This window comes from Mobilibacterium timonense, assembly GCF_900155555.1.
Taxonomy (GTDB): Bacteria; Bacillota; Clostridia; order Peptostreptococcales; family Anaerovoracaceae; genus Allobaileyella; species Allobaileyella timonense.
The window spans coordinates 1-20,293 of sequence record NZ_FUHN01000005.1 but is presented as its reverse complement, the minus strand read 5'-3'; the positions used below and the strand labels follow the sequence as shown (position 1 = coordinate 20,293).

General features: G+C 49.4%; 23 protein-coding genes and 2 pseudogenes. 10 read left to right on the top strand and 15 right to left on the bottom strand.

The genetic code is table 11. The features are described 5' to 3' along the window. Nucleotides 1-19 precede the first annotated feature (19 nt). Complete coding sequence (locus tag BQ7382_RS00745) at nt 20-358, bottom strand: ATPase (RefSeq protein ID WP_144082048.1); 339 nt, start codon at nt 356-358, stop codon at nt 20-22. Between the two features lie 198 nt (nt 359-556). On the opposite strand from BQ7382_RS00745, the gene BQ7382_RS00740 reads away from it, so the two are divergent. After that, nucleotides 557-1,444 (top strand): LysR family transcriptional regulator, encoded by an 888-nt coding sequence (locus BQ7382_RS00740; protein WP_159437176.1) that lies wholly within the window; start codon nt 557-559, stop codon nt 1,442-1,444. 143 nt (nt 1,445-1,587) lie between these two features. Here BQ7382_RS00740 and BQ7382_RS00735 read toward each other — a convergent pair whose 3' ends face one another. From BQ7382_RS00735 to BQ7382_RS00725, 3 genes are read right to left on the bottom strand one after another with little or no spacing between them, the layout of a single operon-like run. Further along, nucleotides 1,588-2,355 carry a Fic family protein gene (locus tag BQ7382_RS00735; RefSeq protein WP_077389947.1) on the bottom strand — a complete coding sequence of 256 codons (768 nt, stop codon included), beginning with the start codon at nt 2,353-2,355 and terminating at the stop codon, nt 1,588-1,590. 5 nt (nt 2,356-2,360) lie between these two features. Beyond that, a complete protein-coding gene (locus BQ7382_RS00730; protein ID WP_077390114.1) occupies nt 2,361-2,849 on the bottom strand; it encodes a gamma carbonic anhydrase family protein in 489 nt (162 codons plus the stop codon). Nucleotides 2,850-2,878: 29 nt separating this feature from the next. Beyond that, nucleotides 2,879-3,169, bottom strand: coding sequence for a hypothetical protein (locus BQ7382_RS00725; protein WP_077389944.1), 291 nt, complete (start codon nt 3,167-3,169; stop codon nt 2,879-2,881). A 95-nt stretch (nt 3,170-3,264) separates the two neighbouring features. On the opposite strand from BQ7382_RS00725, the gene BQ7382_RS00720 reads away from it, so the two are divergent. Next, entirely contained in the window at nt 3,265-3,675 is a 411-nt protein-coding gene (locus tag BQ7382_RS00720; RefSeq protein ID WP_077389941.1) for a peptide deformylase, read from the top strand. 15 nt (nt 3,676-3,690) lie between these two features. Here the strand turns inward: BQ7382_RS00720 and BQ7382_RS00715 are convergent, their stop codons facing one another. The 5 genes from BQ7382_RS00715 to BQ7382_RS00695 all read right to left on the bottom strand — a co-directional run bounded on the left by BQ7382_RS00715 (nt 3,691) and on the right by BQ7382_RS00695 (nt 8,012). Next, a complete protein-coding gene (locus BQ7382_RS00715; RefSeq protein WP_077389938.1) occupies nt 3,691-4,032 on the bottom strand; it encodes a hypothetical protein in 342 nt (113 codons plus the stop codon). A gap of 240 nt (nt 4,033-4,272) precedes the next feature. Then, nucleotides 4,273-5,628 (bottom strand): branched-chain amino acid transport system II carrier protein, encoded by a 1,356-nt coding sequence (gene brnQ, locus BQ7382_RS00710; RefSeq protein ID WP_077389935.1) that lies wholly within the window; start codon nt 5,626-5,628, stop codon nt 4,273-4,275. A gap of 164 nt (nt 5,629-5,792) precedes the next feature. Beyond that, a complete protein-coding gene (locus BQ7382_RS00705; RefSeq protein ID WP_077389932.1) occupies nt 5,793-6,074 on the bottom strand; it encodes a TIGR04076 family protein in 282 nt (93 codons plus the stop codon). A gap of 17 nt (nt 6,075-6,091) precedes the next feature. Then, the gene (locus BQ7382_RS00700; RefSeq protein WP_077389929.1) at nt 6,092-7,030 is read right to left on the bottom strand and encodes a PrsW family intramembrane metalloprotease; all 939 of its coding nucleotides are present in this window, start codon (nt 7,028-7,030) and stop codon (nt 6,092-6,094) included. A gap of 106 nt (nt 7,031-7,136) precedes the next feature. Beyond that, nucleotides 7,137-8,012 (bottom strand): DMT family transporter, encoded by an 876-nt coding sequence (locus BQ7382_RS00695; RefSeq protein ID WP_077389926.1) that lies wholly within the window; start codon nt 8,010-8,012, stop codon nt 7,137-7,139. A 192-nt stretch (nt 8,013-8,204) separates the two neighbouring features. Here BQ7382_RS00695 and BQ7382_RS00690 point away from each other — a divergent pair, with 192 nt between their 5' ends. The 3 genes from BQ7382_RS00690 to BQ7382_RS00680 all read left to right on the top strand — a co-directional run bounded on the left by BQ7382_RS00690 (nt 8,205) and on the right by BQ7382_RS00680 (nt 11,823). Further along, nucleotides 8,205-8,864, top strand: a complete 660-nt coding sequence (locus BQ7382_RS00690; RefSeq protein ID WP_077389923.1) for a GntR family transcriptional regulator — start codon at nt 8,205-8,207, stop codon at nt 8,862-8,864. A 167-nt stretch (nt 8,865-9,031) separates the two neighbouring features. Beyond that, entirely contained in the window at nt 9,032-10,390 is a 1,359-nt protein-coding gene (locus BQ7382_RS00685) for a Glu/Leu/Phe/Val dehydrogenase family protein (RefSeq protein WP_077389920.1), read from the top strand. A 122-nt stretch (nt 10,391-10,512) separates the two neighbouring features. Continuing rightward, nucleotides 10,513-11,823, top strand: a complete 1,311-nt coding sequence (locus BQ7382_RS00680) for a sodium-dependent transporter (RefSeq protein ID WP_077389917.1) — start codon at nt 10,513-10,515, stop codon at nt 11,821-11,823. Nucleotides 11,824-11,999: 176 nt separating this feature from the next. Here BQ7382_RS00680 and BQ7382_RS00675 read toward each other — a convergent pair whose 3' ends face one another. Beyond that, nucleotides 12,000-12,467, bottom strand: a complete 468-nt coding sequence (locus tag BQ7382_RS00675) for a hypothetical protein (RefSeq protein ID WP_077389914.1) — start codon at nt 12,465-12,467, stop codon at nt 12,000-12,002. A 632-nt stretch (nt 12,468-13,099) separates the two neighbouring features. Between BQ7382_RS00675 and BQ7382_RS00670 the strand changes: the two genes are divergently transcribed. Continuing rightward, nucleotides 13,100-13,525: a potassium channel family protein gene (locus BQ7382_RS00670; protein WP_077389911.1), complete on the top strand. Its 426-nt coding sequence runs from the start codon at nt 13,100-13,102 to the stop codon at nt 13,523-13,525. A 61-nt stretch (nt 13,526-13,586) separates the two neighbouring features. Here the strand turns inward: BQ7382_RS00670 and BQ7382_RS00665 are convergent. Next, a pseudogene (locus tag BQ7382_RS00665) lies at nt 13,587-14,078 on the bottom strand (TetR/AcrR family transcriptional regulator); the annotation flags it as partial. Between the two features lie 337 nt (nt 14,079-14,415). Between BQ7382_RS00665 and BQ7382_RS09850 the strand changes: the two are divergent. Beyond that, a pseudogene (locus tag BQ7382_RS09850) lies at nt 14,416-14,574 on the top strand (NAD(P)-binding protein); the annotation flags it as partial. Nucleotides 14,575-14,804: 230 nt separating this feature from the next. On the opposite strand, the gene BQ7382_RS00655 reads toward BQ7382_RS09850, so the two are convergent. Together BQ7382_RS00655 and BQ7382_RS00650 are read right to left on the bottom strand one after the other, a co-directional pair. Next, nucleotides 14,805-15,002 (bottom strand): TA system antitoxin ParD family protein, encoded by a 198-nt coding sequence (locus tag BQ7382_RS00655; protein WP_077389905.1) that lies wholly within the window; start codon nt 15,000-15,002, stop codon nt 14,805-14,807. Nucleotides 15,003-15,047: 45 nt separating this feature from the next. Then, nucleotides 15,048-16,064, bottom strand: a complete 1,017-nt coding sequence (locus BQ7382_RS00650) for an SPFH domain-containing protein (protein ID WP_077389902.1) — start codon at nt 16,062-16,064, stop codon at nt 15,048-15,050. Nucleotides 16,065-16,258: 194 nt separating this feature from the next. Between BQ7382_RS00650 and BQ7382_RS00645 the strand changes: the two genes are divergently transcribed. From BQ7382_RS00645 to BQ7382_RS00635, 3 genes are all read left to right on the top strand, one after another. Next, nucleotides 16,259-17,191, top strand: a complete 933-nt coding sequence (locus BQ7382_RS00645) for an alpha/beta fold hydrolase (RefSeq protein ID WP_077389899.1) — start codon at nt 16,259-16,261, stop codon at nt 17,189-17,191. 70 nt (nt 17,192-17,261) lie between these two features. Next, the gene (locus tag BQ7382_RS00640) at nt 17,262-17,453 is read left to right on the top strand and encodes a helix-turn-helix transcriptional regulator (protein ID WP_077389896.1); all 192 of its coding nucleotides are present in this window, start codon (nt 17,262-17,264) and stop codon (nt 17,451-17,453) included. 370 nt (nt 17,454-17,823) lie between these two features. Then, nucleotides 17,824-18,069: a hypothetical protein gene (locus BQ7382_RS00635; RefSeq protein WP_077389893.1), complete on the top strand. Its 246-nt coding sequence runs from the start codon at nt 17,824-17,826 to the stop codon at nt 18,067-18,069. Nucleotides 18,070-18,103: 34 nt separating this feature from the next. Here BQ7382_RS00635 and BQ7382_RS00630 read toward each other — a convergent pair whose 3' ends face one another. Both BQ7382_RS00630 and BQ7382_RS00625 read right to left on the bottom strand, forming a co-directional pair. After that, nucleotides 18,104-18,961, bottom strand: a complete 858-nt coding sequence (locus BQ7382_RS00630) for a CPBP family intramembrane glutamic endopeptidase (protein WP_159437174.1) — start codon at nt 18,959-18,961, stop codon at nt 18,104-18,106. A 153-nt stretch (nt 18,962-19,114) separates the two neighbouring features. Further along, nucleotides 19,115-20,185, bottom strand: a complete 1,071-nt coding sequence (locus BQ7382_RS00625; protein WP_077389887.1) for an IS30 family transposase — start codon at nt 20,183-20,185, stop codon at nt 19,115-19,117. Nucleotides 20,186-20,293: the final 108 nt, after the last annotated feature.

The window sequence follows — 20,293 nt, the reverse complement described above, 5'->3', positions numbered from 1 at the left end:
CGCCGGTCGATAGGATGCGTCAGGCGGAGAGCATGTTTCTCTCTGCTACTTTTTTGCCGATGGCCTCTGCAGCGAAGGCTGCAATGTAGGATACGACGAGGCATATCGGCCAGTCGTGGATGATCGCTTCTATCCAGATCCCGGTCTGTGCAGCGGCCGGTATCGTCTCGCTGTACATGATGCTGGCACCGGATACGATGACAGTGTTAAATGTGTTGAGGATGAGGGACGGGATGATCCCGGCTACCAGCTTGAATCCGATGGTGCCCTCCTTGAGGTGGAGAGCCGCCGCTGATGCGTTGCCCCACTTAACATACGGAACGAAGATGCTTACGGTCAGAACCACGAATGTCACCATGGCCCAGATCTTGAAAACATTGGAGATGTTGAAAGCCTGGTGATCTTGTGAAATAATCGTTCATCCGGATCGTCTATAATTTATCAATATCTCGCCCCGGAGACTATCAGAAGTCGGTAGAAACGTATAAACTTTTTGTTTATACACTATACCCGCGCAGCGGTCCGTAGATTATAATCTTCGGAAAGGAGGATGCTTATGGACACCAGGACGATCGGATATTTTATTGCCTGCTACGAGATGGGGAGCCTGAACAAGGCGGCGGGAGCGCTGTATATGAGCCCTCAGGGGCTTGGAAAAGTTCTTGATCGTCTGGAGGAGGAACTCGGTGCTCCGGTGTTTTACCGTACGAAGCAGGGGCTGATGCCAACAGAGAGCGGCCGGCTTTTCTACAGCAGGTGCTCAGGGCTGATCAACGAGCTCCAGGACATCAAGATGGAGATGCAGAGGATCAGCAGAGGAGAAAATAAGCTTCGCATAGGATATTCCTGCGGCGTGCTCAACATCTTCGATATTGACAGGATGGAGAGGTTCAAGGAAAAACACCTGCTGGACTACACTCAGTGGACGGAGGACCTCAACGATGAGATCAGGGAAAGAATCCTGCGGAAGGACCTGGACGTTGCTTTTGTGATAGGAAAGATAGACAGCGATAAGCTGCACATGGAAAAGATATTCAGCCGCCCTTTCAGCGCAGTGTTCTACCCCGGGCACCCGATGTATGACAAGAGCTCCGTTGAGATGCGTGACCTGGATGGCGAAAAGCTGATAACCCTCAACGAGAGGTTCTACAGCTATCACGCTATCCTGAAACGATGCAGCGAGGTAGGCTTCACCCCGGATATACACATCAAGACGATGGAAGGTGAGCTGATATACAAGTTCACCGCAGAAAGGCAGGGCACAGGAGTGGATGTGGATTTCCACAGATCCACGGCCTGGTCAAAAGACCTCCGCTGCGTGGAAATAGAAGACTCAATACCGTGGACCGTCTATGCAGTCTGTCCGGAGGACAAAAAAGATGACCCACGAGTGCAGGAACTCCTGGAATATTATCGGGGCATATGTCACGGGAGAGAGGCATAACGGCACAGGCCGCCTCTTTCAAGGCTATCGAGAAACAGGCGGAACCATCACTAGAAAGATATGTTTTTCATGAAAAAAAGAGAGCGATTCGCCTTCTTTTTGAGTGTGCGCCATATCGCGATCTGGCGTGATCACTAAGATTTTTACAGGAAAGTCATAAGCTTTTTCCCCGGCCTTGGAGCCCGCGACCATGTTTTTACAGTCTGCTCCCGGAGAAGATCCTCGAATCCACTGATCTCTTCAGTCTTGTCGTAGACAGCCAGAGCCATGTAATAGGTCACTTTGTCTTCTTCGTAAATGATAGTCGGAGGATATCCGTGCGTCATCAGGTAATAGTTCATCAGAGTCCTTCCGGTCCTGCCGTTCCCATCAGCGAAGGGGTGGATGGACTCGAATCTCAGGTGAAAGTATGCTGCTGCGGTGAGTATCCTATCATTCGGAACTACTTCTATTTCATGACACAAACTCTCGATCTCGACTTGAACATCCTCGGGAGCGGCACCGACACCATCTCCGGTCACATAGTCATGGATCTTGTATTTTCCCGGCCGCTCACCCTGATCCCACCTCGCCTCATCATAGCACCCTGCCATAAGGATCCGGTGCGTCTCCTTTATCAGATCCGGAGTGACGGCTCCGCGGCCGACTATCTTGTTCCTTAGGAAGCCGTAGCAGTTCTTCTGGTTCTGTATTTCAAAAAGCGTCCGGAGTTCTCCGGTGTACCCGGTGACGCGCCCGTTAAGGAAGATCTCACGGGTGTCGTGCCAGGTGGTATCCGGGTTCTCGATCTTGTTCGAATTGTACGCGAAAAGCACCCTGAAATTGTCCAGCACGGTATCCACGTCCGAAGGCGAGTTCAGGGGCCTGCTTCGCCATTCATTCACGATCTTTTCGTATGCAGTGTTCGTCATGGCTGTTAAAGATGCTCCATCTGGAGCCTGGATTCCTCGATGTACTCCTCGGCAGACGACCTGATGCCCCGGATCTCCTCGTCTGTGAGCTGGCGGATCACTTTCGCGGGACGGCCGAAAGCCATGGACCCCTCGGGTATATCTTTTCCCTTAGTCACCAGAGAACCGGCGCCGATGATGCAGTTCCTGCCGATCTTCGCGCCGTCCATTATGGTGGACCCCATGCCGATCAGGGTGTTGTCGCCGATGGTGCAGCCGTGGATGATACACATGTGCCCGACGGTCACACCGTCGCCGACATCCGTGGAGCAGGTCGTGGACACGTGCACCATGGACAGATCCTGTATGTTTGTGTCGTCGCCGATGCGGATGTGTTTGTCGCCGCTGCAGCGGAGCACGGCGTTGTGCCACACGCTGCTGTTTTTGCCGATGGTTATGTCATCCCCGGAGAGCTTCACTCCCGGGGCGATGTATGCTGATTCGTCGATATTCATCTTTGCCGTGTGTTCCTCCTGAAAAAAGTTTAGCATCCCCTGCCGTCTATGCGGCACGCGCTCTTCTCTCTGCTCTTCAGACCCACGTCCTCCGGCGCGAGAGTCACGCTTCCGTCTTCCCGCACGAAGCATGGGATCCCCAGCGATCCTGTGCCCCTTATCTCGTCGAATGCCGGATCCACGTCGCGGATACTTATGAATTCCTTCATGTTCTTAACGTGCTCGCCGATGTCGATCACCTGGAATTCAGATTTGCCCTCGATCTGCTCTTCGACAAAAGTGCAGTCAGGACAGGTCTCCATGCCATATATCTTTATCATGAGAAATGCCTCCTGGATCTTACTGTGAGTTTGCGCAACAGATATAAATGGATGATAATAATATACACCAAATGCGAACGTGAAGGGAGAAGAACGTGATCAGACCAATAATGAAAGACGTGCTGTTCCTCAGCCAGAAGTCGGAGCCGGCCACGCGGGAGGATCTCCAGGTCGGGACCGACCTGCGGGATACCCTGGCGGCGAACCGCGACCGGTGCGTGGGCATGGCCGCGAACATGATAGGGATAAAGAAGCGGGTGATAATCGTGAATATCGGGATGGCAGACGTGGTGATGTTCGATCCGGTCATCGTGAGCAAGGACACTCCTTATGAGGCAGAGGAGGGGTGCCTGTCGCTTGCTGGAACCAGAAAAACCACCCGGTATGAAAACATCCGGGTGGAATTCTACGACATGAAGTGGAAGAAGCAGCAGCTGAAGCTCAGCGGGTGGCCCGCCCAGATCTGCCAGCACGAGATGGACCACCTGGAGGGCATACTGATCTGACGCACGGACCTGAGCTCAGCGGGACATCTTTTCCTGTATGATCTTTTCCGCTCTGTCGCCTGATTCTGTGCTGGTATATGAGAGCTTAACGCTCTCGCTGCCGCAGTGGACCATGACTGTTGGAACGTCGATGGTGCTGCCGCCGGAGCAGCAGGAATGGTGTTCCGGCATCATAAGAGAGGCGACTGATGTGACGGCAGAGTATGGAATATAAAAGAGCGTGCCGTCCTTGTAAAAATAGAACGCCTCGTCGCCAAACTGCGAGTCGCCGATCTTAACGGCGTTTTTCCGGTCGGACCGCGGGTCGCCGGTCTCCGCGCCGCCGATATACGGATATGCTTTTCCAAGCCCAAACATACAAAATACCTCCAGTCCTTTTTTCGGGTATCATTTTAGGACCCGTTTCTCCCGCCGTCAATCGCGGGAATATGAAGCTCATGCACAAAAATCTGTGTAAGTATCACCTTGTATTGGATCTGGTAAATAAAAAAGACTGCGGAACGGCATTGCCCTGCTCTGCAGCCTTTTCATTCAGGGAAACTGCGGAAAAATGAGAAGCGCAGTGACCCTGACGATAGTATTCAATTTTTTTCCGGATCAGTTGTTCAGGTCGAGATCCATACCGTCTTCCATGTCCTTTCTGATCTTATCCGAGATCTTCTCATGGTCTGCCGGCATCTTGATGAACGCTCCGATGATGCATCCGATCAGGGCCGGAACGATCCATCCCAGGCCGTCAGATGCGAATGGCATCTTTGCGATAAAGTCGGAAAGAGGTCCCATAGGCAGGTTGGCCATAAGGCTCGCCGCCAGGGCGAAATATGCTCCCAGTCCTGCAATGTGGTCGTTCTTTACGACTCCGTCCAGGAGGGCGAAGATGACCAGCACGATCATCGGCGGGTACAGGATGCCCAGGATAGGTCCTGCAAGCTTGATGATGTTAGTCAGTCCGAAGTTGGAAAGCGCGTAGCTGATGATGATGACAGTGACAACTGTCTTCTTATACTGCAGCTTTCCGTTGGAAAGTGTCTCGAAATAGTCGCCCACTACTGATGAGAGTCCGATGGATGTCGTCAGGCATGCCATCAGTACGATGATAGTGAGGGCGATGGCACCGAAGTTGCCCAGGAGCTTTCCTGTGATGAACATGAGAAGAGGTGCCTGATCCAGGCCCTGTGCTGCGGCAACGCCGGAAACTGTGGAGCCCAGATATGTTAGTCCGCCGTATACGAGCGCCAGGAGGGTACCAGAGATCAGAGCCGAACCGGCGACGGTATCACGGATGTCCTCTTTCTTCGTATAGCCGTATGCGGTGGCAGCGGTGATCATCATCAGAGCCTGAGGAACTCCGCCGATGCCGTCCAGTGTCTGGTATCCGTTGACGATACCGGCATTCAGAGGCTTAGCGCCGTGTACCAGAGTGGCAGTGTCGATAGGGTGAATGATGCCTGCAACGATCAGCAGCACCATAACTGCGAGAAGAATAGGTGTGAGGTAGTTGCCGATGATGTCGACTACTTTGGTAGGCCTGATCACCAGCAGGAGCGTGATCCCGTAGAAGATCAGTCCGAAGAGCCAGAGCGGGATGGATGGTAAAAGTGCTTTTATACCCATCTCGTAGGTCGTGGCGGCTGTACGCGGGATGGCGATCAGCGGTCCGAGGCAGATGATGATTGCACTGACCATTATCTTACCTGGGATCTTTCCTATCCTGTCGGTGACGCCGTCCATCGTGCCTTTTTTGTTGGCCACTACAGAAATAATGGCGGCAACTGCGAGTCCTACGTCCATCAGGAAGAATCCAATAAATCCGATGAACCAGTGGGAGCCTGTATCTCTTCCCAGGAACGGAGGGAAGATCAGGTTTCCGGCTCCAAACTGTGTAGCAAATAGGGCGAGGCCCATGATGATAATAGCGGAACGCTTACTCCGTGTCTTACCATTGTTCTCCATAACGAATCATACCTTTCATAAAATGCCTCTCATGTCAGTTCCTCCTCCTCATAAGGAAATCTCATGGATGCCATCAAATGAATTGAAAACAACATGGTGCTATGTTAACACATTAACAATCTATATGAAAGCCCTTACTGAAAGACATTGATGTCGGGCTTGATCTATTGATCGTCCGGATCCACGATCTCGGCCTTGAAAACCATTATGGTGTCCGCGTCAGAACAGCAGAACTCAGCCGTCCCCTCCGGCTGTCCCGGTATTGTCCCTCCGTATCTCAGAATATCTATGTAAGGGAAGGCACAGTGCATGGCCATAGGGCATATTTTCCCACGGTCTTCGTCGTAGTCGAACACCTCGCCAACGTGGTGGCCTCGGTGACATCCCATCCTTCCGCGGCGGTCTGTGATCGTGAGCCTTATTTTAGGCCTTCTTCGTTTTGCCATGGTAAAAAATCCTTTCTCTATAGAGATGCGTTTGCGGCATCGCCGTGGCGGTCGCTGCACCCGTCGTCGCTGTTGGTACCGGCATCCGCCGATGACATCTCAGGACTTTTAAAGATCAGCACCAGCGGCACAAGAATCGCAACGGACAAGAGCGCGCTGAAAAGGTTTATCTCGCCTATCGGCGTGTCGTACAGGAAGTGATCCGCCATGACCAGAACGATCAGGCCGATCCCCCGGTTCCGCCTCTTCCTGTCGCCCCGGGCGGTGACGATGAGGTACAGGCCGGCGGCCGTGATTGCGGCGTAGGACCAGTGTGATGCGAGCGACCCCTGGATCCTGCCGATCGCGATAGGGAACGCTTCGTTCACGTGCTTAAAGCCGCTCTGGGTGATGTAGGAAATGTCTTCCTCTATCTGGAAGCCCATGCCGACGCACATTCCGATGCTCACATAGTTCTTCAGCGATCTTCGCCCGAGAACGTACAGTATGAGCGCGGTGGTGCCGAGCTTCAGGAGCTCCTCCACGATCCCGACCTCCACGGAGCCCATCCACGCATCGTGGTAGTAGTGCCCCATGAGGTGAGACATGCTGTGGGTGAAGTCGTCGTTCAGGGTACCTGCAAAAGGTGTGGGAATTATAGCGCCGCAGAACGCGGCCAGCAGGAGCTCAAGTCCGCCGATCGAATATTTTTTGCATAGCCATCTCATGAAAATGATGAACGGCACGATGTATGTCAGAAGCAGCAGGAATGAGCTGTAGACTTCGATGTATTTGAATATGGATGAATGAGCCGGACCCAGGAAGTCTCCCGATACGGTCAGCATTCCAATGGCGAGAAGAAAGATGAGCGCGGCAAGCCCTTCCGTCTTGTGCCTGCTCATTGTCTTCGCCTTCGGATCCACTATCAGGTTGCTGTGTTCGTCCACCTCGGCATTAGTGACAGTCTCTTTTTCCATAAAAAAATCGCCCCCTCGTCTGATGGTATATCAAAAGTGCTCATCTATAGTAGCACCGAATAGATACACATTGAACGACGGGGGCGGTTGTTTCGTTAAAAGAGCATCAGTTGGCTTTCCCCTTGAGGTTGAACACCACCACGCTGGAGATGATCATCGCTCCGCCGACCACCGTGCCCCAGTCCGGGATCTCCCTGAGCATGACAAAGCCCAGAACCGTGGTAACAAGTGGCGTAAGGAACATGTAGTTGGTCACGTCGCTGGTGTGGCGCGCGTGTTCAAATGCCTTGGCCCACAGGAAATATGCGACGGCGCTGACAACGATCCCCATGTAGAGCGCCAGCGCCTTGTCCACATTGCCTATCCCGGCGAAATCGGAAAAGGCATGCGGAGCCGCGATGATGAGAATGATGGCAGCGCTGATCATCGCGTAAGTCATGATCTCCACGGAAGAGTATCCATCGGCCTGCAGCTTCCTGTTCAGCAGGTTGTAGCAGCAGAAGAGGACAGCCGCCCCGAGTGTCCAGAGCACTCCCACGTTTATGGAGAGTGTGCCGTCCCAGAGTAAAAGCACGCCCACTCCCAGGAAGGCGCAGGCGATAGCTGCGTATCCGATCCCGGTGAGCTTTTCGCCGTAGATCCGGCTGGCCGCGAGGGCGGTCATCACAGGAGTCGTGGCGATGACTATGCTGGAGGTGGCGGATGTGAGCGTCATTATTCCCGTGTTGAAAAAGATCATGTAGAACCCGAAGCCGCACGCCCCGGCTAGAGCCAGGAGGCATCCGTCGCGGAAGTTTTTCGGGAGTCTGATCCTGTTTATGATGCCGACTATTATCAGGAAGACCGCTGCTGCGGTGCAGCGGATCGTGCCAAGCGGTATGGGATCCATTGCCTTTCCAACGATCCTGGTGATCGGAAATGCGGTGGCCCACAACAAAATGGTACCGATAGCATAGAGGTGCATGATCTTAGAGTTCTTCATGATGATCCTTTAATGTTGAAATGGTTTCTCCGAAGATACTACGTTTGATACTGATGAACAAGTCCACCCAAATAACAACATAATTATACGCGATAGTGATCAAATGATAAGGCAGGCAATTGAAAATCAAAAAAATCTGTTGTATGGTAATTGTGTAGTATGCATAGTTAACGTTTTGAAAGGAAAACCGTTATGGCAGAAATTCAAAGGTCCAGCATGAAAGATCAGGTATATTCTCTGGTGAAAAGCAGGATTTTTTCACAATATTATAAATCTGGGGAAGAGATAAAAATACTTGCTCTGTCAAAAGAGCTTGGGATCAGCAACACTCCAATAAGAGAGGCATTGACGATGCTGGTCGCAGAAGGGCTGCTAACGACCAGTCTCAACAACAAATTCAGGGTGATCGAACAGAACGAAAGAGAAATGGCAGATCTGAATGAAGCTATCAGTATTATTCTCATTGGAGGATACCATGTTGCTCACAAAGATGGCAGAGATCATGGGCTTTATGAAATGCTGGATGACAGGTACAAAGCACAGCTGGCTGCAAGGAACAAGGAAGACCAGGATGAATATATTTTCAGTACGATCAAATTCGACCGTTCATTTGTCGAGATCACAGGTAATGAAAAGCTGTTGAAAATCTTCGATAATAACAATTACCTGTTGTATCTTTATGTCAGGCATACATACTGGAAAAATGAGGATAATCTGGAGAAGAAACTGCAGGAACATGCCAGAATGATAGAGGCAGTAAAAAATAATGATTCTGCATCAGTCGAAAAGCTGTTACGGGAACACTACAATGAACATTACGAAAACACCGAGCCGCAGACGATCGACAGATGATATTCGACCGTGACATCTCACCATAATGATGGGATGTTTTTTTGTGTTTTCTTTCAAGGCGGTATTGACTTATGGAGAGAAATATGGGAAAGTAAGTGTGCACACAACATGAAACACAATACATATAAAGTATTGTTGAGCGTACTTTTCTGCAAGGAGGAAATGTTATGAAACGCAGCATTACCGTGCCGATGAAGGCTGAAGGCCTCACAACTCTGAAAATTCGTTATGACTACAAAACAGATCGATTCACGATGGAAGCGATGAAGCAGTGGGAGCCGGATCTGGATTTTTCCAGGTATAACAAGGATTTTTTCGTTGAGAGTATCCTCACCGATGATGTGCAGTATTACAACACAAAACAGGTAAGGCAGATGTTTGCCAATTATGATCTTGAAGATTACCTGGATGAGATCCAGGAACTGATCAGAAAAGGTAAGCATTTCGGAATAGAGGCCTATTATCACGATGGATATAACATTCTTTATTTGTCTAACCAACATTCCAGAAAGCTTGGATTAAATAATAAGCTGCACGCTACTCTGGCAGGCGGTATCCGTCGTCACGACAGAAACGAAAATGAGATCGATGTGATCATTGACGGACTTAACCTGGGACGTGGAATGAGTTTCAAGAACGTTGCAGGACATATCAACATGGGTGGCTGCAAGCAGACGGTAATGATGGATCCAATAGATTTGAATGATCTGAAGAAGGTAGGGTTCCTGGGATTCTGCATCGACAGCTGCAGGACAATGACAGGACCTGACATGAACTTCCCGACGGAGCTTGCTGATGTAGAAAACGAATACTTCTCTGCACAATTTACCAATGGCCCTAAGACTTCTGTATTAGGGGAAACGGGAAAGCCAACAGCTTATGGTGTCTACAAGACCATGAAACAGGCCGTAAAATACAAAGAAGGAACAGAGAGTCTGGATGGAAAGAGCATCACGGTCATAGGGCTCGGTGCCGTAGGCTGGTATATGGGTGAATACCTGCTTCAGGAAAACGTAAAACTGTACGTGACCGATCTTGATCCGAAGAGAGCGGATCAGTTTGTTGAAGAGCATTCTGATGATATCACGGCCATCCCTCTCGAAGGGGCATATTTCACTCCGTGTGATATCCTCTGTCCTTGCGCTATCGGTGGACAGTTCTCAGATGAGACCATTCCAAAACTCAACTGTAAATACATCTGGGGCTCATCAAACAACGGATTAAAGGCTTCCAGCACCGAAGAGGAGATCAGGCTCGCCGAGAAGCTGAAAGCCAGGGATATAGTGTTCCAGGTAGAGTGGTGGCATAACACGGCAGGTGTTATCTGCGGCTATCACGAATACGTATATGGAAAGGATGCAACTCAGGAGAGACTGTATGAAGATATTGACAACATCATGCCAAAATCCACATACGAAAACCTTCAGATGGCAGATGAACTTGGAATCACACCTGTAGAAAACGCCTATAGACTTGCCAATGACATTATCTACGGCGACAAGACTCTTGATGATATCAACTGGTAAAAAAACACGAAGCCTTTAAGGATGCGGACATTATTGCCTGGCTTTAATGTCCGCATTAATACTATCGAGTGATTGCTTCCTGATAATTCAGGACAAGACAGACAGTTTGTCAGGTGATCGATATGGAAAAAGAAAAAAACAAGGGGTTCGGGAGTATTTTCGGATTCCTTATGACGATGATCGGTTTTGCTGTAGGGGTGGGCAGTCTTTGGAGATTCCCATATGTGTGCGGCACAAATGGTGGCGCACTGTTTATTCTGACGTATATTGCTGTGATCCTGCTCGTAGGAATACCTCTATTGACAGCGGAGATGTCCATAGGATTCAAATCGCGGCATACTGCTGTGGTGGCTTATAAGGCACTGGAACCTGCAGGGAGCAGATGGCATCTTGCAGGATATGTTCACCTCGCTGCCGGTTGGATGATAAATGCGTACACAACACCGATCTACGCATGGGTAATAATCTACATATGGAGGACCGCTACAGGGTTCTTCAGTGGAATGGATGCATCAGAAGTGGGAAGTTCATTTGATGCTCTTAATGTAAACAGGCCTGTAATGTTTCTTGGAGCTGCCATTGCCTGGGGGCTTCTTGCGATCGTTGTAAGCCGTGGATTGCAGGGTGGAGTGGAGAAAATATGCAAAGTAATGATACCTTCCCTCGGCGTGATAATGGTAGTATGTATAATAATTGGGCTCAGGCTCCCGGGATCGTTCGCAGGTCTGCAATTTCTTTTTGATCCCGATATATCCAAATTCCATTTTTCATCATTTACTGCAGCTCTGGGGCAGGCTTTTTTCGCAATTGGGATAGGCATGCTGGCGTCAATGGTATTTGGGAGCTGTGTAAATAACGAAAAAGAGCATTTATTAAAGGACTGTTCGATAATAAGTGTGTCCATAATAATCGCTGGAATATTTGCCGGATTGATGATATTCCCGATCTGCTTTGCGTTTGATCTCGAGCCAGCAGCTGGTGTGAGTCTTTCATTGATAACATTACCAAATGCATTTAACGCAGTAGCAGGTGGGAGGATCATCGGAACACTTTTCTATGTGGGTTTCTTTTTTGCCGCTTTTTCATCATCGATAAGCCTGGCAGAAGCCATAGTAAACACGTTGATGGATATGTATGGATGGAGCAGGAAAAAAGCGCTTGCAGTGACGGTCGCCGGAGACATTGTGGTCGGGAGCATTTCGATATTCAGCCTGGATCTGTTCGACAAAATGGATGTTTTCACCTGCAACTATCTCGTTATAATAGGTGCGTTCATCATAGCGATATTCTCAGGATGGGTCTGGGGAATAGAGAATATGCTGGATGCTGCAAATGTCAGCAGTCCGTTACAGCGCACATGGCTGAAGATATGCGTAAAATATGTGTGCCCAGTTGCGATCGCTGTTATCTTCATCGGCAATTTTGTCTCTTGATCAAGATCCAGCATTTTAAATTCGAACTGAGACATTTGACTCGCTTTCTGTGAAAATAAGCCATTGGAAAACCAACGAAGCGCAACACTTTGCGATTAGAATAGGGTTGCGTTCCGTTGCTTTTTTGACTCTGAAAGATGAATGTAATTTTGTAGAATAAATATGACTGATGCCTGTCACTTGGACTGGTCCAGATGGCACATGTAGTGGCTGCTGCCATCTGCCTTGACAGAGACTGAATGGATTCCGTTTTCTGAAGTAAGATGGAATTCTCCGATAATAAAATCCTTCACTTCCTCTGTGGCGATGTTCGGGTTGAGGAAAATGACTGCTTTTCCGTTCCTGATCTGCACGCGACCTCTCGGGTAGTGATCAAAGGGCCTGTTGTGGGTGAGCTCTGACGGAAGCCTCGACCACAGCTTCTCGTGGTTGTATGTGGCCCCGGACTTTGCGTCCAGGTGAGAAGTGTCGCCGGTGTTGACGCCATCCGGGGTGCAGGGGATCGGAAAACAATAGCAAGTGTTGTTACGGATGTCATCCAGGTCTGTGATCCAGAAAACTCCTTGAGACAGACCGGAGTCTTTCACGGACTGACTGATCTGATCGTTCGCATGTTTTTTTGAGATGTTTTCTCCGTAGCTCATGAGCAGTCTCCCCGATAACTGAACGATGGGTGTTTTCTTGCAGATCCAGCTTTCTTTATAGTGGCATCAACAGAAATTCAATGGTATTTTACTACTGGACTTAATACTATGTAAATCTGGCAACGGGCAGTACAGAATCACGATTCCCAGAAAAGTACTGCTCGAGGCGTGATCTGCGAGCAGTACAAAGTGTGCGTTTCTGTAAAAGTACTGCCCGAGGCGTGATCCGCGAGCAGTACAAAGTGTGCGTTTCTGTAAAAGTACTGCCCGAGGCGTGATTCGCGAGCAGTACAAAGTGTGCGTTTCTGTAAAAGTACTGCCCGAGGCGTGATTCGCGAGCAGTACAAAGTGTGCGTTTCTGTAAAAGTACTGCCCGAGGCGTGATCCGTGAGCAGTACAAATCGCGAATCCCGGAAAAGTACTGCTCGAGGCGGTTTCCGCGAGCAGTACAGAATCACGATTCCCGGAAAAGTACTGCTCGGAACCGATAACATGTATACTTAGTGGTGACACAAACTCTAAACACGTGGCGGCCGCCCGTCTGTGCTTATGGGAAATCGCTTTTTTGCCAGAATAGATAAGCACAGACCACGGAATTTACGGCCTGCCATATACAAACAGGAGAAAAAAGAATGAAACAGCTCAGAATGATACGGAACATCTACAGCCGGACCCACGCAGACAGAGTGCTCAGGGTCTACCTGGTTTTTTTCTTCCTGTCCGCACTGATCATCACCGTAAGTGAGCCGGGGATAAAGACCTTTGGTGAAGGGGTGTGGTATTCCTTCGTGAGCGTCATGACCATAGGCTTTGGTGACTACGTTGCGGTGACGTTTATCGGCCGCCTCATGACGATACTTCTGGCGATATACTCCATGCTGGTATTCGCGATCCTCACAGGAGTGATAACCAGTTTTTTCATGGATGCGGCGAAGATGCGCTACAGAGACTCCATGGAGGAATTCCTGGACGATCTGATGCACCTGAACGAGCTCTCCCCGGAGCGTCTGGCAGCGATGTCTGAAAAGGCAAGGAAGTTCAACAGGAACAGAAGATAAAACAGCCGGCCAGAGCCGTTTCTCGGACTTCAGAACTCCCGAACTCCCGTTGGCGACGTCATTAAGGTCTGTATTTTTCCGGGACGTTCAGCAGTGCCGCAAATGTCATGCGGGCGTTTTCCCGGAGCGGGTAGTCCCCCTTGCACCTGCACCACTCGTAGGTCTCATATGTTATCGCTGCTGAGACCATCGGGATCAGATGCTCCGCCACCCACTGATTCATTACCAGACCCTGTTCATGGCAGTTCTGACACAGCGCCACCGTATACCGGCGCACTTTTTTCATGGCGTCGCATATCCCCACGTTGTTGTTCAGCTCGATGCTCATCAGCGCAGCACTGACCTCGGGTCCGACTGTAATGGCCAGTTCAACATATTTTGAATAGATGGCCCAGAGCCGTTCGAGGTCGTTTTTCATATGTACCAGCTCTTCAAGGGACTTTTCCGGTGAGTCCATCTCGACCGTGTATATGCTGATCACCAGGTCGTCCTTGCTGCGGTACATGCTGTAAAAAGTAGAGCGCGCCACGCCGGCAGCATTGCATATCTGCCGGACAGATACGTTGCTTTAGCCGTGAGCCTTGAACAGATCTATTGCGACCTTTTTCAGTTTGTTCGCCGTCTGATAGTCTTTCATCGCATTTTCATCCCTTTCTGGACCATGTGTCCAGTTTCATGTACAGAACACTATATTGTGACTAAAATATCAAACTCCCGCATCCCTTTTGTAGCAACATTTGAACCATTTTTTTTCGACTTTTCAAATTCCCTTGTACGCCCATTGAAACAAAAAATTCCATTGGTACAATGTAAATAAATTAACGATCTGTTCGGCGTGAACGGCAATTTAAAACCCGGCCGGTCCTGTTCATCGCGGACATTTTTTATCTATTGGAGGTCTTGTAACGGATAAGAACGCTAGAATCTGTATCATTGGCGGCGGTCCTGCCGGTCTCAGCGCAGCTATGTATCTTGAAAAGAAGGGATACGAGAACTACATGGTAATGGAGAAGAGTAACCGTGTCGGCGGAAAGTGCTGGTCTCCTGAGTATAAGGACCGCAACGTCACTGGTCGAGAAAAAGGAAGACGAGGTCGAGGCATAGACGGATACAGTGAAAATGGCAGATATCTCTGCCAGAGTAAAAAGATATCATCTGGGCAAGGCTGTCACGTGTGTGACGGCCTTGTTTTTTTATATCGCTGTTTCCTCATTCCGAGAAAAAATACCGCTGATCTCTGGCAATACACCTCGAGGTCAACGGCATTTTTGTTTGCGACTCACTTTATGTCCAGCTCCGGAGGCTCGTCCAGATGCTCCGAAACGTATTTCCCGTTTTTCTTCCGCTGCCTGACACACTCCGTGAGCAGGTACTCGATCTGGCCGTTCACCGATCTGAAGTCATCCTCCGCCCACGCGGCGATCGAGTCATACAGCTTCTCGCTTATTCTCAATGGGATCTGTTTCTTTGGACTCATCTGTACCTTCCTGCTCCGATCTTCTGCTGTCAAACGAATCTGATTTTAATACAGCGAACCTGAATTTACCACTGGCTGTGCGTCGTGATTTCCGCAGAGCACCACCAGGAGATTCGAGACCATGGCGGCCTTTCGCTCCTCGTCGAGCTCGACGACTCCTTTTTCGTTGAGCCTGTCGAGAGCCATTTCGACCATGCCGACCGCACCGTCGACGATCATCTTCCTGGCGTCAACTATGGCGGAGGCCTGCTGCCTCTGGAGCATCACGGCCGCGATCTCAGGCGCGTATGCGAGATATGTTATCCTCGCTTCCACAACCTCAAGCCCTGCAAACTCCACTCTCGACTGGATCTCGTTACGGATTCTCAGGGCCACTTCCTCGCTGGATCCTCTAAGGCTTCCTTCATCTGCCAGCCCGTCTCCGGTCGTGTCCACACCCGGGGCGACATCGTAAGGGTAGATCTTCACGATGTTCCTCAGCGCCGCATCGCACTGGAGCGAGAGGTATTCCTTGTAGTTGTCCACGTTGAAAACGGCCTTGGCCGTGTCGTTCACCTTCCACATCACTGCGATGCCGATCTCTACGGGATTGCCGAGGCAGTCGTTTATCTTCTGGCGGTTGTTGCTGAGCGTCATTATCTTCAGAGAGATCTTCTTGCTAACGCCAGCCTGACCGACATCGTTGTTGCCGCCTTTTATCTTGAAAAGGCTTTTCTTCTCGTCGTCCACGTCTCCGCTCTGGTTCAGCTTCGTTTCCGCGGCGGGGTTGAAGGTAGTGCAGAATGGATTTACAAAATAGAATCCGGGTTCCTTCAACGTTCCCACGTATTTTCCGAAAAGCGTCAGAACGGCAGCCTCCTGCGGCCTGATCACCCTCAGTCCGAGCAGCAGAAGCCATCCAAGAGATATCCATATTATGCTCAGGAGAAACAGCGGTGTGCTGCTGTCTCCGCCCGAAGCGGCAACGGATATCAGGTATGCGATCGCCACACCATACAAAGCGAGCACAAGGACGAGCACCGGCATGCCGAGCTTGCGGCTCTTATAGATCTTCTCCTCCATAAAAATTTCCTCCTCAAATAGATTCCTTCAGTTATCAGCACACTGAATGTATCTGAATGATATCAATAAGATATCATATTGTCAATCGGTGAGTTAAGTAAAATATTAGTAAAGGATGTGCCTTTATCAACTATGGCAATGGAGTATAATTGGGCCAGTAACGACTTGCTGTTTTCAGAGAAAGGAGCAAAAAAATGCTGCATGAAATTACTTTCCCATCGTTCAATGAGCGTGATACGGTATACGGTTGGATCTACGTGCCGGCAGAAGAGCCTCGGGGGATCGTTCAGCTGATACACGGATTTGGTGAGCACTCCAGAAGATATCTGCACATGATCTCCAGTTTTGTCGATGCGGGATACATCGTTTCTGCCGATGACCATGTCGGCCACGGGAAGACAGCCATCGAAAACGATACCTGGGGCGACTGGGGAACAAAGGGACCTCACACCATGATGGAAGACGAGCACAAGCTGCACGACCTCACAGTGGAAATGTACCCTGATCTTCCGTACTTCCTGTTCGGTCACAGCATGGGATCATTCATAGTGCGCGATTATATTTCAAAATACGGCGACGAGCTGGCAGGGGCAACTATCTGCGGGACGACGGGCGAGTGGCCGGACCTGGACGAGGGGATCGCTGCGTGCCAGAAACTTGTTGACGAGGGAGAAGGTGATGACGCCGATCCAGAGCTTCCTGGAAAGCTCATGGGATGGATGTTCTCCAGATGCACAGAAGGCGTAGAGCTCGGCAATGAGTGGATCTGTTCCGATCCTGCAGTGCAGAAAGATCACGCGGCAGATCCTTTCGACGCATTCACCCGTCCTACTTCGAACAGAGCATTCCTCTATTTTTGCCAGATGATGGACTTCATAACAGGACCGGAATGGGCGGCGAAGGTCCCGGCCTCACTGCCGATCTACAACATCGCAGGAGACCAGGATCCTGTGGGGCAGTTCGGAACTGGTGTGATGCAGGTGGCAAACTGGCTAATAGAGTCAGGCCATAATGTAGAGACCCTGCTCTATCCAGGATACCGCCATGAGATCCACAACTACCGCGACCTGAAAGAAGAGGTGGAAGAGGGCATCATCCGCTTCATGGACAGCCACGGGGACAGATAGGCGAGATAAGGAGTAGGAAACACAAGAAATAGCTGCTCACGGCTTAGGAAAGCGGTAAGAAAGGATAAGTATGGATCTTAAAGCATTACGAGAGGATCGCGAACTGTCGCAGCAAGCTCTGGCGGATCTGTCCGGAATACCTCGCCGAACCATCCAGGACATCGAGCGACGTGGTGATTGTCGGGTTTCCACCGCCATAAAGCTGGCAGAATTTTTTGGCATAACGCTAGATGAACTGTGTAAAGGAGAGCCAAAGAAGTGATATGTCCATCGGAACCGCATGAGATCCTCTTTCCCCATGATGGAACGGATATCCGCGAGCTATGAGATAGGCTGTTTTCGTCACATGACGGGACGCAGGCGTGTCCATACAGAGGGATTCTCACTTTCTCCATATTCCGCTGTATTTTTTGTAGATTTTACAGCGGGAAATGGGCACTGCCTCAAATCCCTCTGTATCGGCGTTGCTGTATTAACTATACTTGCAGATGCAGTTCAATTGTACTATTCGCCATTTTCGCACCGTGATAGAATTTGTGACGCATTATTTTGATAATGGTAAAATAACGGGGACATAGCTACTTAGGACGGATGATAATAAGTGATTTGATAAACAAGGTGGTGAAAAATAAATGATTACAGTGCTTGAAGCATGTCGGATCGCCACAGACTATGATAGCCGTCCATATGTTATAGGCATTAATGAAATGCAAAATGGATATGAAATAGCAACAAGCTACAATGGGGAAGCGCTAGATGTTAGTTGTGGCACATTTGTAGATAAGAAAAATGGAGAGGTATTCTTGTTCTTTCCGCCAGATCACATGGATGAAGATTCTAAGCAAATAGAAATACCAAGGGAATATAGATACAAATAATGAAAGCACCCAGCATACGCAAGGTGCTTTCAGATTACGCCTGACTCGCTTCAATGCCACCTTCATGATTTTCCTCGATCATCTCCTCCATCTTGGATCGCCTTAAGAAGAAAAAGGTAAGCCCCAGCAATATGATGATGGACGGCAGAATACTGAGTATGGACGCCGCGGCATTCACGTTGGTATTTTGTACGTCGGTGGTGGATCGCGCATTGGTGCCGATGGCTCCGGACAAATCGGTCAGTGCGTGCAAAATCACAACCGTCCAGATATTCCGACATCTGAGATAAACGGCACCAAAGCACAGTCCCACGGCGGTCGCCTCGATGACTTGCATCAGCGTTCCCACCACATTTTGTCCTGAGGCCAGATTCGTAAGATGCATCAGCCCGAATGCAAGTGCCGATAGAATGAGCGATGCCCAGATGGTCTTGGCACACTTTGTCGCAAAGGCGTCTTGAAAAGCGTTCAGCACCACGCCTCGAAACAGCAGCTCCTCAAAAATGCCGGTCAGAGAATAAGTGACAATTGTGGAGCAGACAAGTTCGGTATTAGAAAAATATCCGGGATCCGCCTGGATCAAACTGAGGACCAGCTGGAGTATCGCAATGGCAAGAATCGGAAAGCCGGTCAACAAGCCGTGAACAAAACTTTTCCAATTAGATGCAAAAATCCTGCCCTGCATATGCGCTGCAAAAATCACGACAATGAGCATGGCGAGACGAAAAGTTTCACCAATCGCTTCCCGCAGGTCTCCCGAAATGTCCGCATATTTTGCAATTTCCGAAACAATAAAGTCACTAATGAAAAACGATACCGCAATGGCGAGCAGCCCGAACAAAAAATATCGATAGGCCTTATCTTTGAATATCCTTTCTTCATCCCGGAACATTATGATCTCCATCACGCAAAGCGTGTAAAATACTAGGGAATTTTTTATTATACGTGCGACCAGATTCAATTATACTATACGCCATTTTCGCCCCACGATGGAACTCAAAAGAAAACTATAAATTGCAATTCCAACTTGAACACTAGCGTAAAATTAAGCACTTTGAACTTTGACAACTGAATACACTTGATCGAGAAATTCGTCGAAGAGCTCTTCTGGTGTAAAGTATCCAAGACGTTTTCGCGGCAAAGCGTTCATCTCATCGGCAAAACTCAGTATTTGATCTGCAGAATATTTGTCGATGGACACTCCTTTCGGAATGTATCTGCGAAAGAGACGGTTGTGTCGCTCGTTCTGACCTCTTTCCCAGGATGAGTACGGATGAGCAAAGTAGACGCCTACACCCCAATACTTTAGTTCAGAGAGCCTTTCAAATTCAGGTCCGTTATCTGCGGTGATGGTCTTGAAGATCTCTGAAAAATGTGTGTCACCATATTCTTCTCTAAGGGTCTCCATTGCAGCCATTACCGAGTCAGAGTCTTTGCCGGGAATCTTTATAGCCAGATAGAAATCAGTGACTTTTTCAACCAGAGTGAGAACCACTGATTCCTTGCCAGCTCGTTTGCCCACTACTGTGTCTATTTCCCAATGACCGCACACGATGCGCATGGATGCTTCCTCTGGACGATCATCTATGCTCTTGCCGAGGACCTTCTTGTTCTTGCGAGTATGGGCCTTCTTCGACTTGCGGGAGAGAACTTCAGGCAAGTCGAATGGTGAGAGAGGCAGATTACCGGCCCACAGCTCACGGTATAGCGTCTTTGTGCAGACGATATACTCGCTTGGAAACAGCTTCTTACGTCTGGCGTACCCTACACAGCAATCCAATGACCAGTGCTTTTCTCGCACCTGCTTGACCATCCAATCGATAAAAGGATTTTCTTCTTCTAGTTTGTGCGGCTTGTGACAGCGGGTCCGGTTAGTTTCATAATTTGCCTGCCCCCTTTTAGCTGAATACTCAGGGAACCTCCCACGATTGCCTTTGCGCTTTCCTGTACCGCGGCGCAACTCATTGAGTACAGTGGATGCAGAACAGTTTACAACTTCGGCAGTTTTGCGTAGAGACATCCCCAACTTCTTGCAGGTCTTGATGCTGCATCTGTCTTCGAATCCGAGATGCTGTCCTCTTTCTCTTTCAGGTGTGGTAGAATTGTCACGATCCATGGTGATCTCCTTTGGTGATTTTGTGTGGTGACTTAATTCTACCAAAGATAGGTCCTGTGGATCTTCTTTTATTTAGTTTTAGTGTTCAACTTCATATTACAATTAACC

Excerpts from the sequence above, each read along its gene's own strand:
- BQ7382_RS00630 (WP_159437174.1), bottom strand. The coding sequence starts at position 18,961 with ATGTTCCGGGATGAAGAAAGGATATTCAAAGATAAGGCCTATCGATAT.
- BQ7382_RS00635 (WP_077389893.1), top strand. The coding sequence starts at position 17,824 with ATGATTACAGTGCTTGAAGCATGTCGGATCGCCACAGACTATGATAGC.
- BQ7382_RS00740 (WP_159437176.1), top strand. The coding sequence starts at position 557 with ATGGACACCAGGACGATCGGATATTTTATTGCCTGCTACGAGATGGGG.
- BQ7382_RS00735 (WP_077389947.1), bottom strand. The coding sequence starts at position 2,355 with ATGACGAACACTGCATACGAAAAGATCGTGAATGAATGGCGAAGCAGG.
- BQ7382_RS00685 (WP_077389920.1), top strand. The coding sequence starts at position 9,032 with ATGAAACGCAGCATTACCGTGCCGATGAAGGCTGAAGGCCTCACAACT.
- BQ7382_RS00745 (WP_144082048.1), bottom strand. The coding sequence starts at position 358 with ATGGTGACATTCGTGGTTCTGACCGTAAGCATCTTCGTTCCGTATGTT.
- BQ7382_RS00690 (WP_077389923.1), top strand. The coding sequence starts at position 8,205 with ATGGCAGAAATTCAAAGGTCCAGCATGAAAGATCAGGTATATTCTCTG.
- BQ7382_RS00645 (WP_077389899.1), top strand. The coding sequence starts at position 16,259 with ATGCTGCATGAAATTACTTTCCCATCGTTCAATGAGCGTGATACGGTA.
- BQ7382_RS00670 (WP_077389911.1), top strand. The coding sequence starts at position 13,100 with ATGAAACAGCTCAGAATGATACGGAACATCTACAGCCGGACCCACGCA.
- BQ7382_RS00675 (WP_077389914.1), bottom strand. The coding sequence starts at position 12,467 with ATGAGCTACGGAGAAAACATCTCAAAAAAACATGCGAACGATCAGATC.
- BQ7382_RS00655 (WP_077389905.1), bottom strand. The coding sequence starts at position 15,002 with ATGAGTCCAAAGAAACAGATCCCATTGAGAATAAGCGAGAAGCTGTAT.
- BQ7382_RS00725 (WP_077389944.1), bottom strand. The coding sequence starts at position 3,169 with ATGATAAAGATATATGGCATGGAGACCTGTCCTGACTGCACTTTTGTC.
- BQ7382_RS00650 (WP_077389902.1), bottom strand. The coding sequence starts at position 16,064 with ATGGAGGAGAAGATCTATAAGAGCCGCAAGCTCGGCATGCCGGTGCTC.
- BQ7382_RS00705 (WP_077389932.1), bottom strand. The coding sequence starts at position 6,074 with ATGGCAAAACGAAGAAGGCCTAAAATAAGGCTCACGATCACAGACCGC.
- BQ7382_RS00695 (WP_077389926.1), bottom strand. The coding sequence starts at position 8,012 with ATGAAGAACTCTAAGATCATGCACCTCTATGCTATCGGTACCATTTTG.
- BQ7382_RS00625 (WP_077389887.1), bottom strand. The coding sequence starts at position 20,185 with ATGGATCGTGACAATTCTACCACACCTGAAAGAGAAAGAGGACAGCAT.
- BQ7382_RS00700 (WP_077389929.1), bottom strand. The coding sequence starts at position 7,030 with ATGGAAAAAGAGACTGTCACTAATGCCGAGGTGGACGAACACAGCAAC.
- BQ7382_RS00730 (WP_077390114.1), bottom strand. The coding sequence starts at position 2,849 with ATGAATATCGACGAATCAGCATACATCGCCCCGGGAGTGAAGCTCTCC.
- brnQ (WP_077389935.1), bottom strand. The coding sequence starts at position 5,628 with ATGGAGAACAATGGTAAGACACGGAGTAAGCGTTCCGCTATTATCATC.
- BQ7382_RS00640 (WP_077389896.1), top strand. The coding sequence starts at position 17,262 with ATGGATCTTAAAGCATTACGAGAGGATCGCGAACTGTCGCAGCAAGCT.
- BQ7382_RS00715 (WP_077389938.1), bottom strand. The coding sequence starts at position 4,032 with ATGTTTGGGCTTGGAAAAGCATATCCGTATATCGGCGGCGCGGAGACC.
- BQ7382_RS00680 (WP_077389917.1), top strand. The coding sequence starts at position 10,513 with ATGGAAAAAGAAAAAAACAAGGGGTTCGGGAGTATTTTCGGATTCCTT.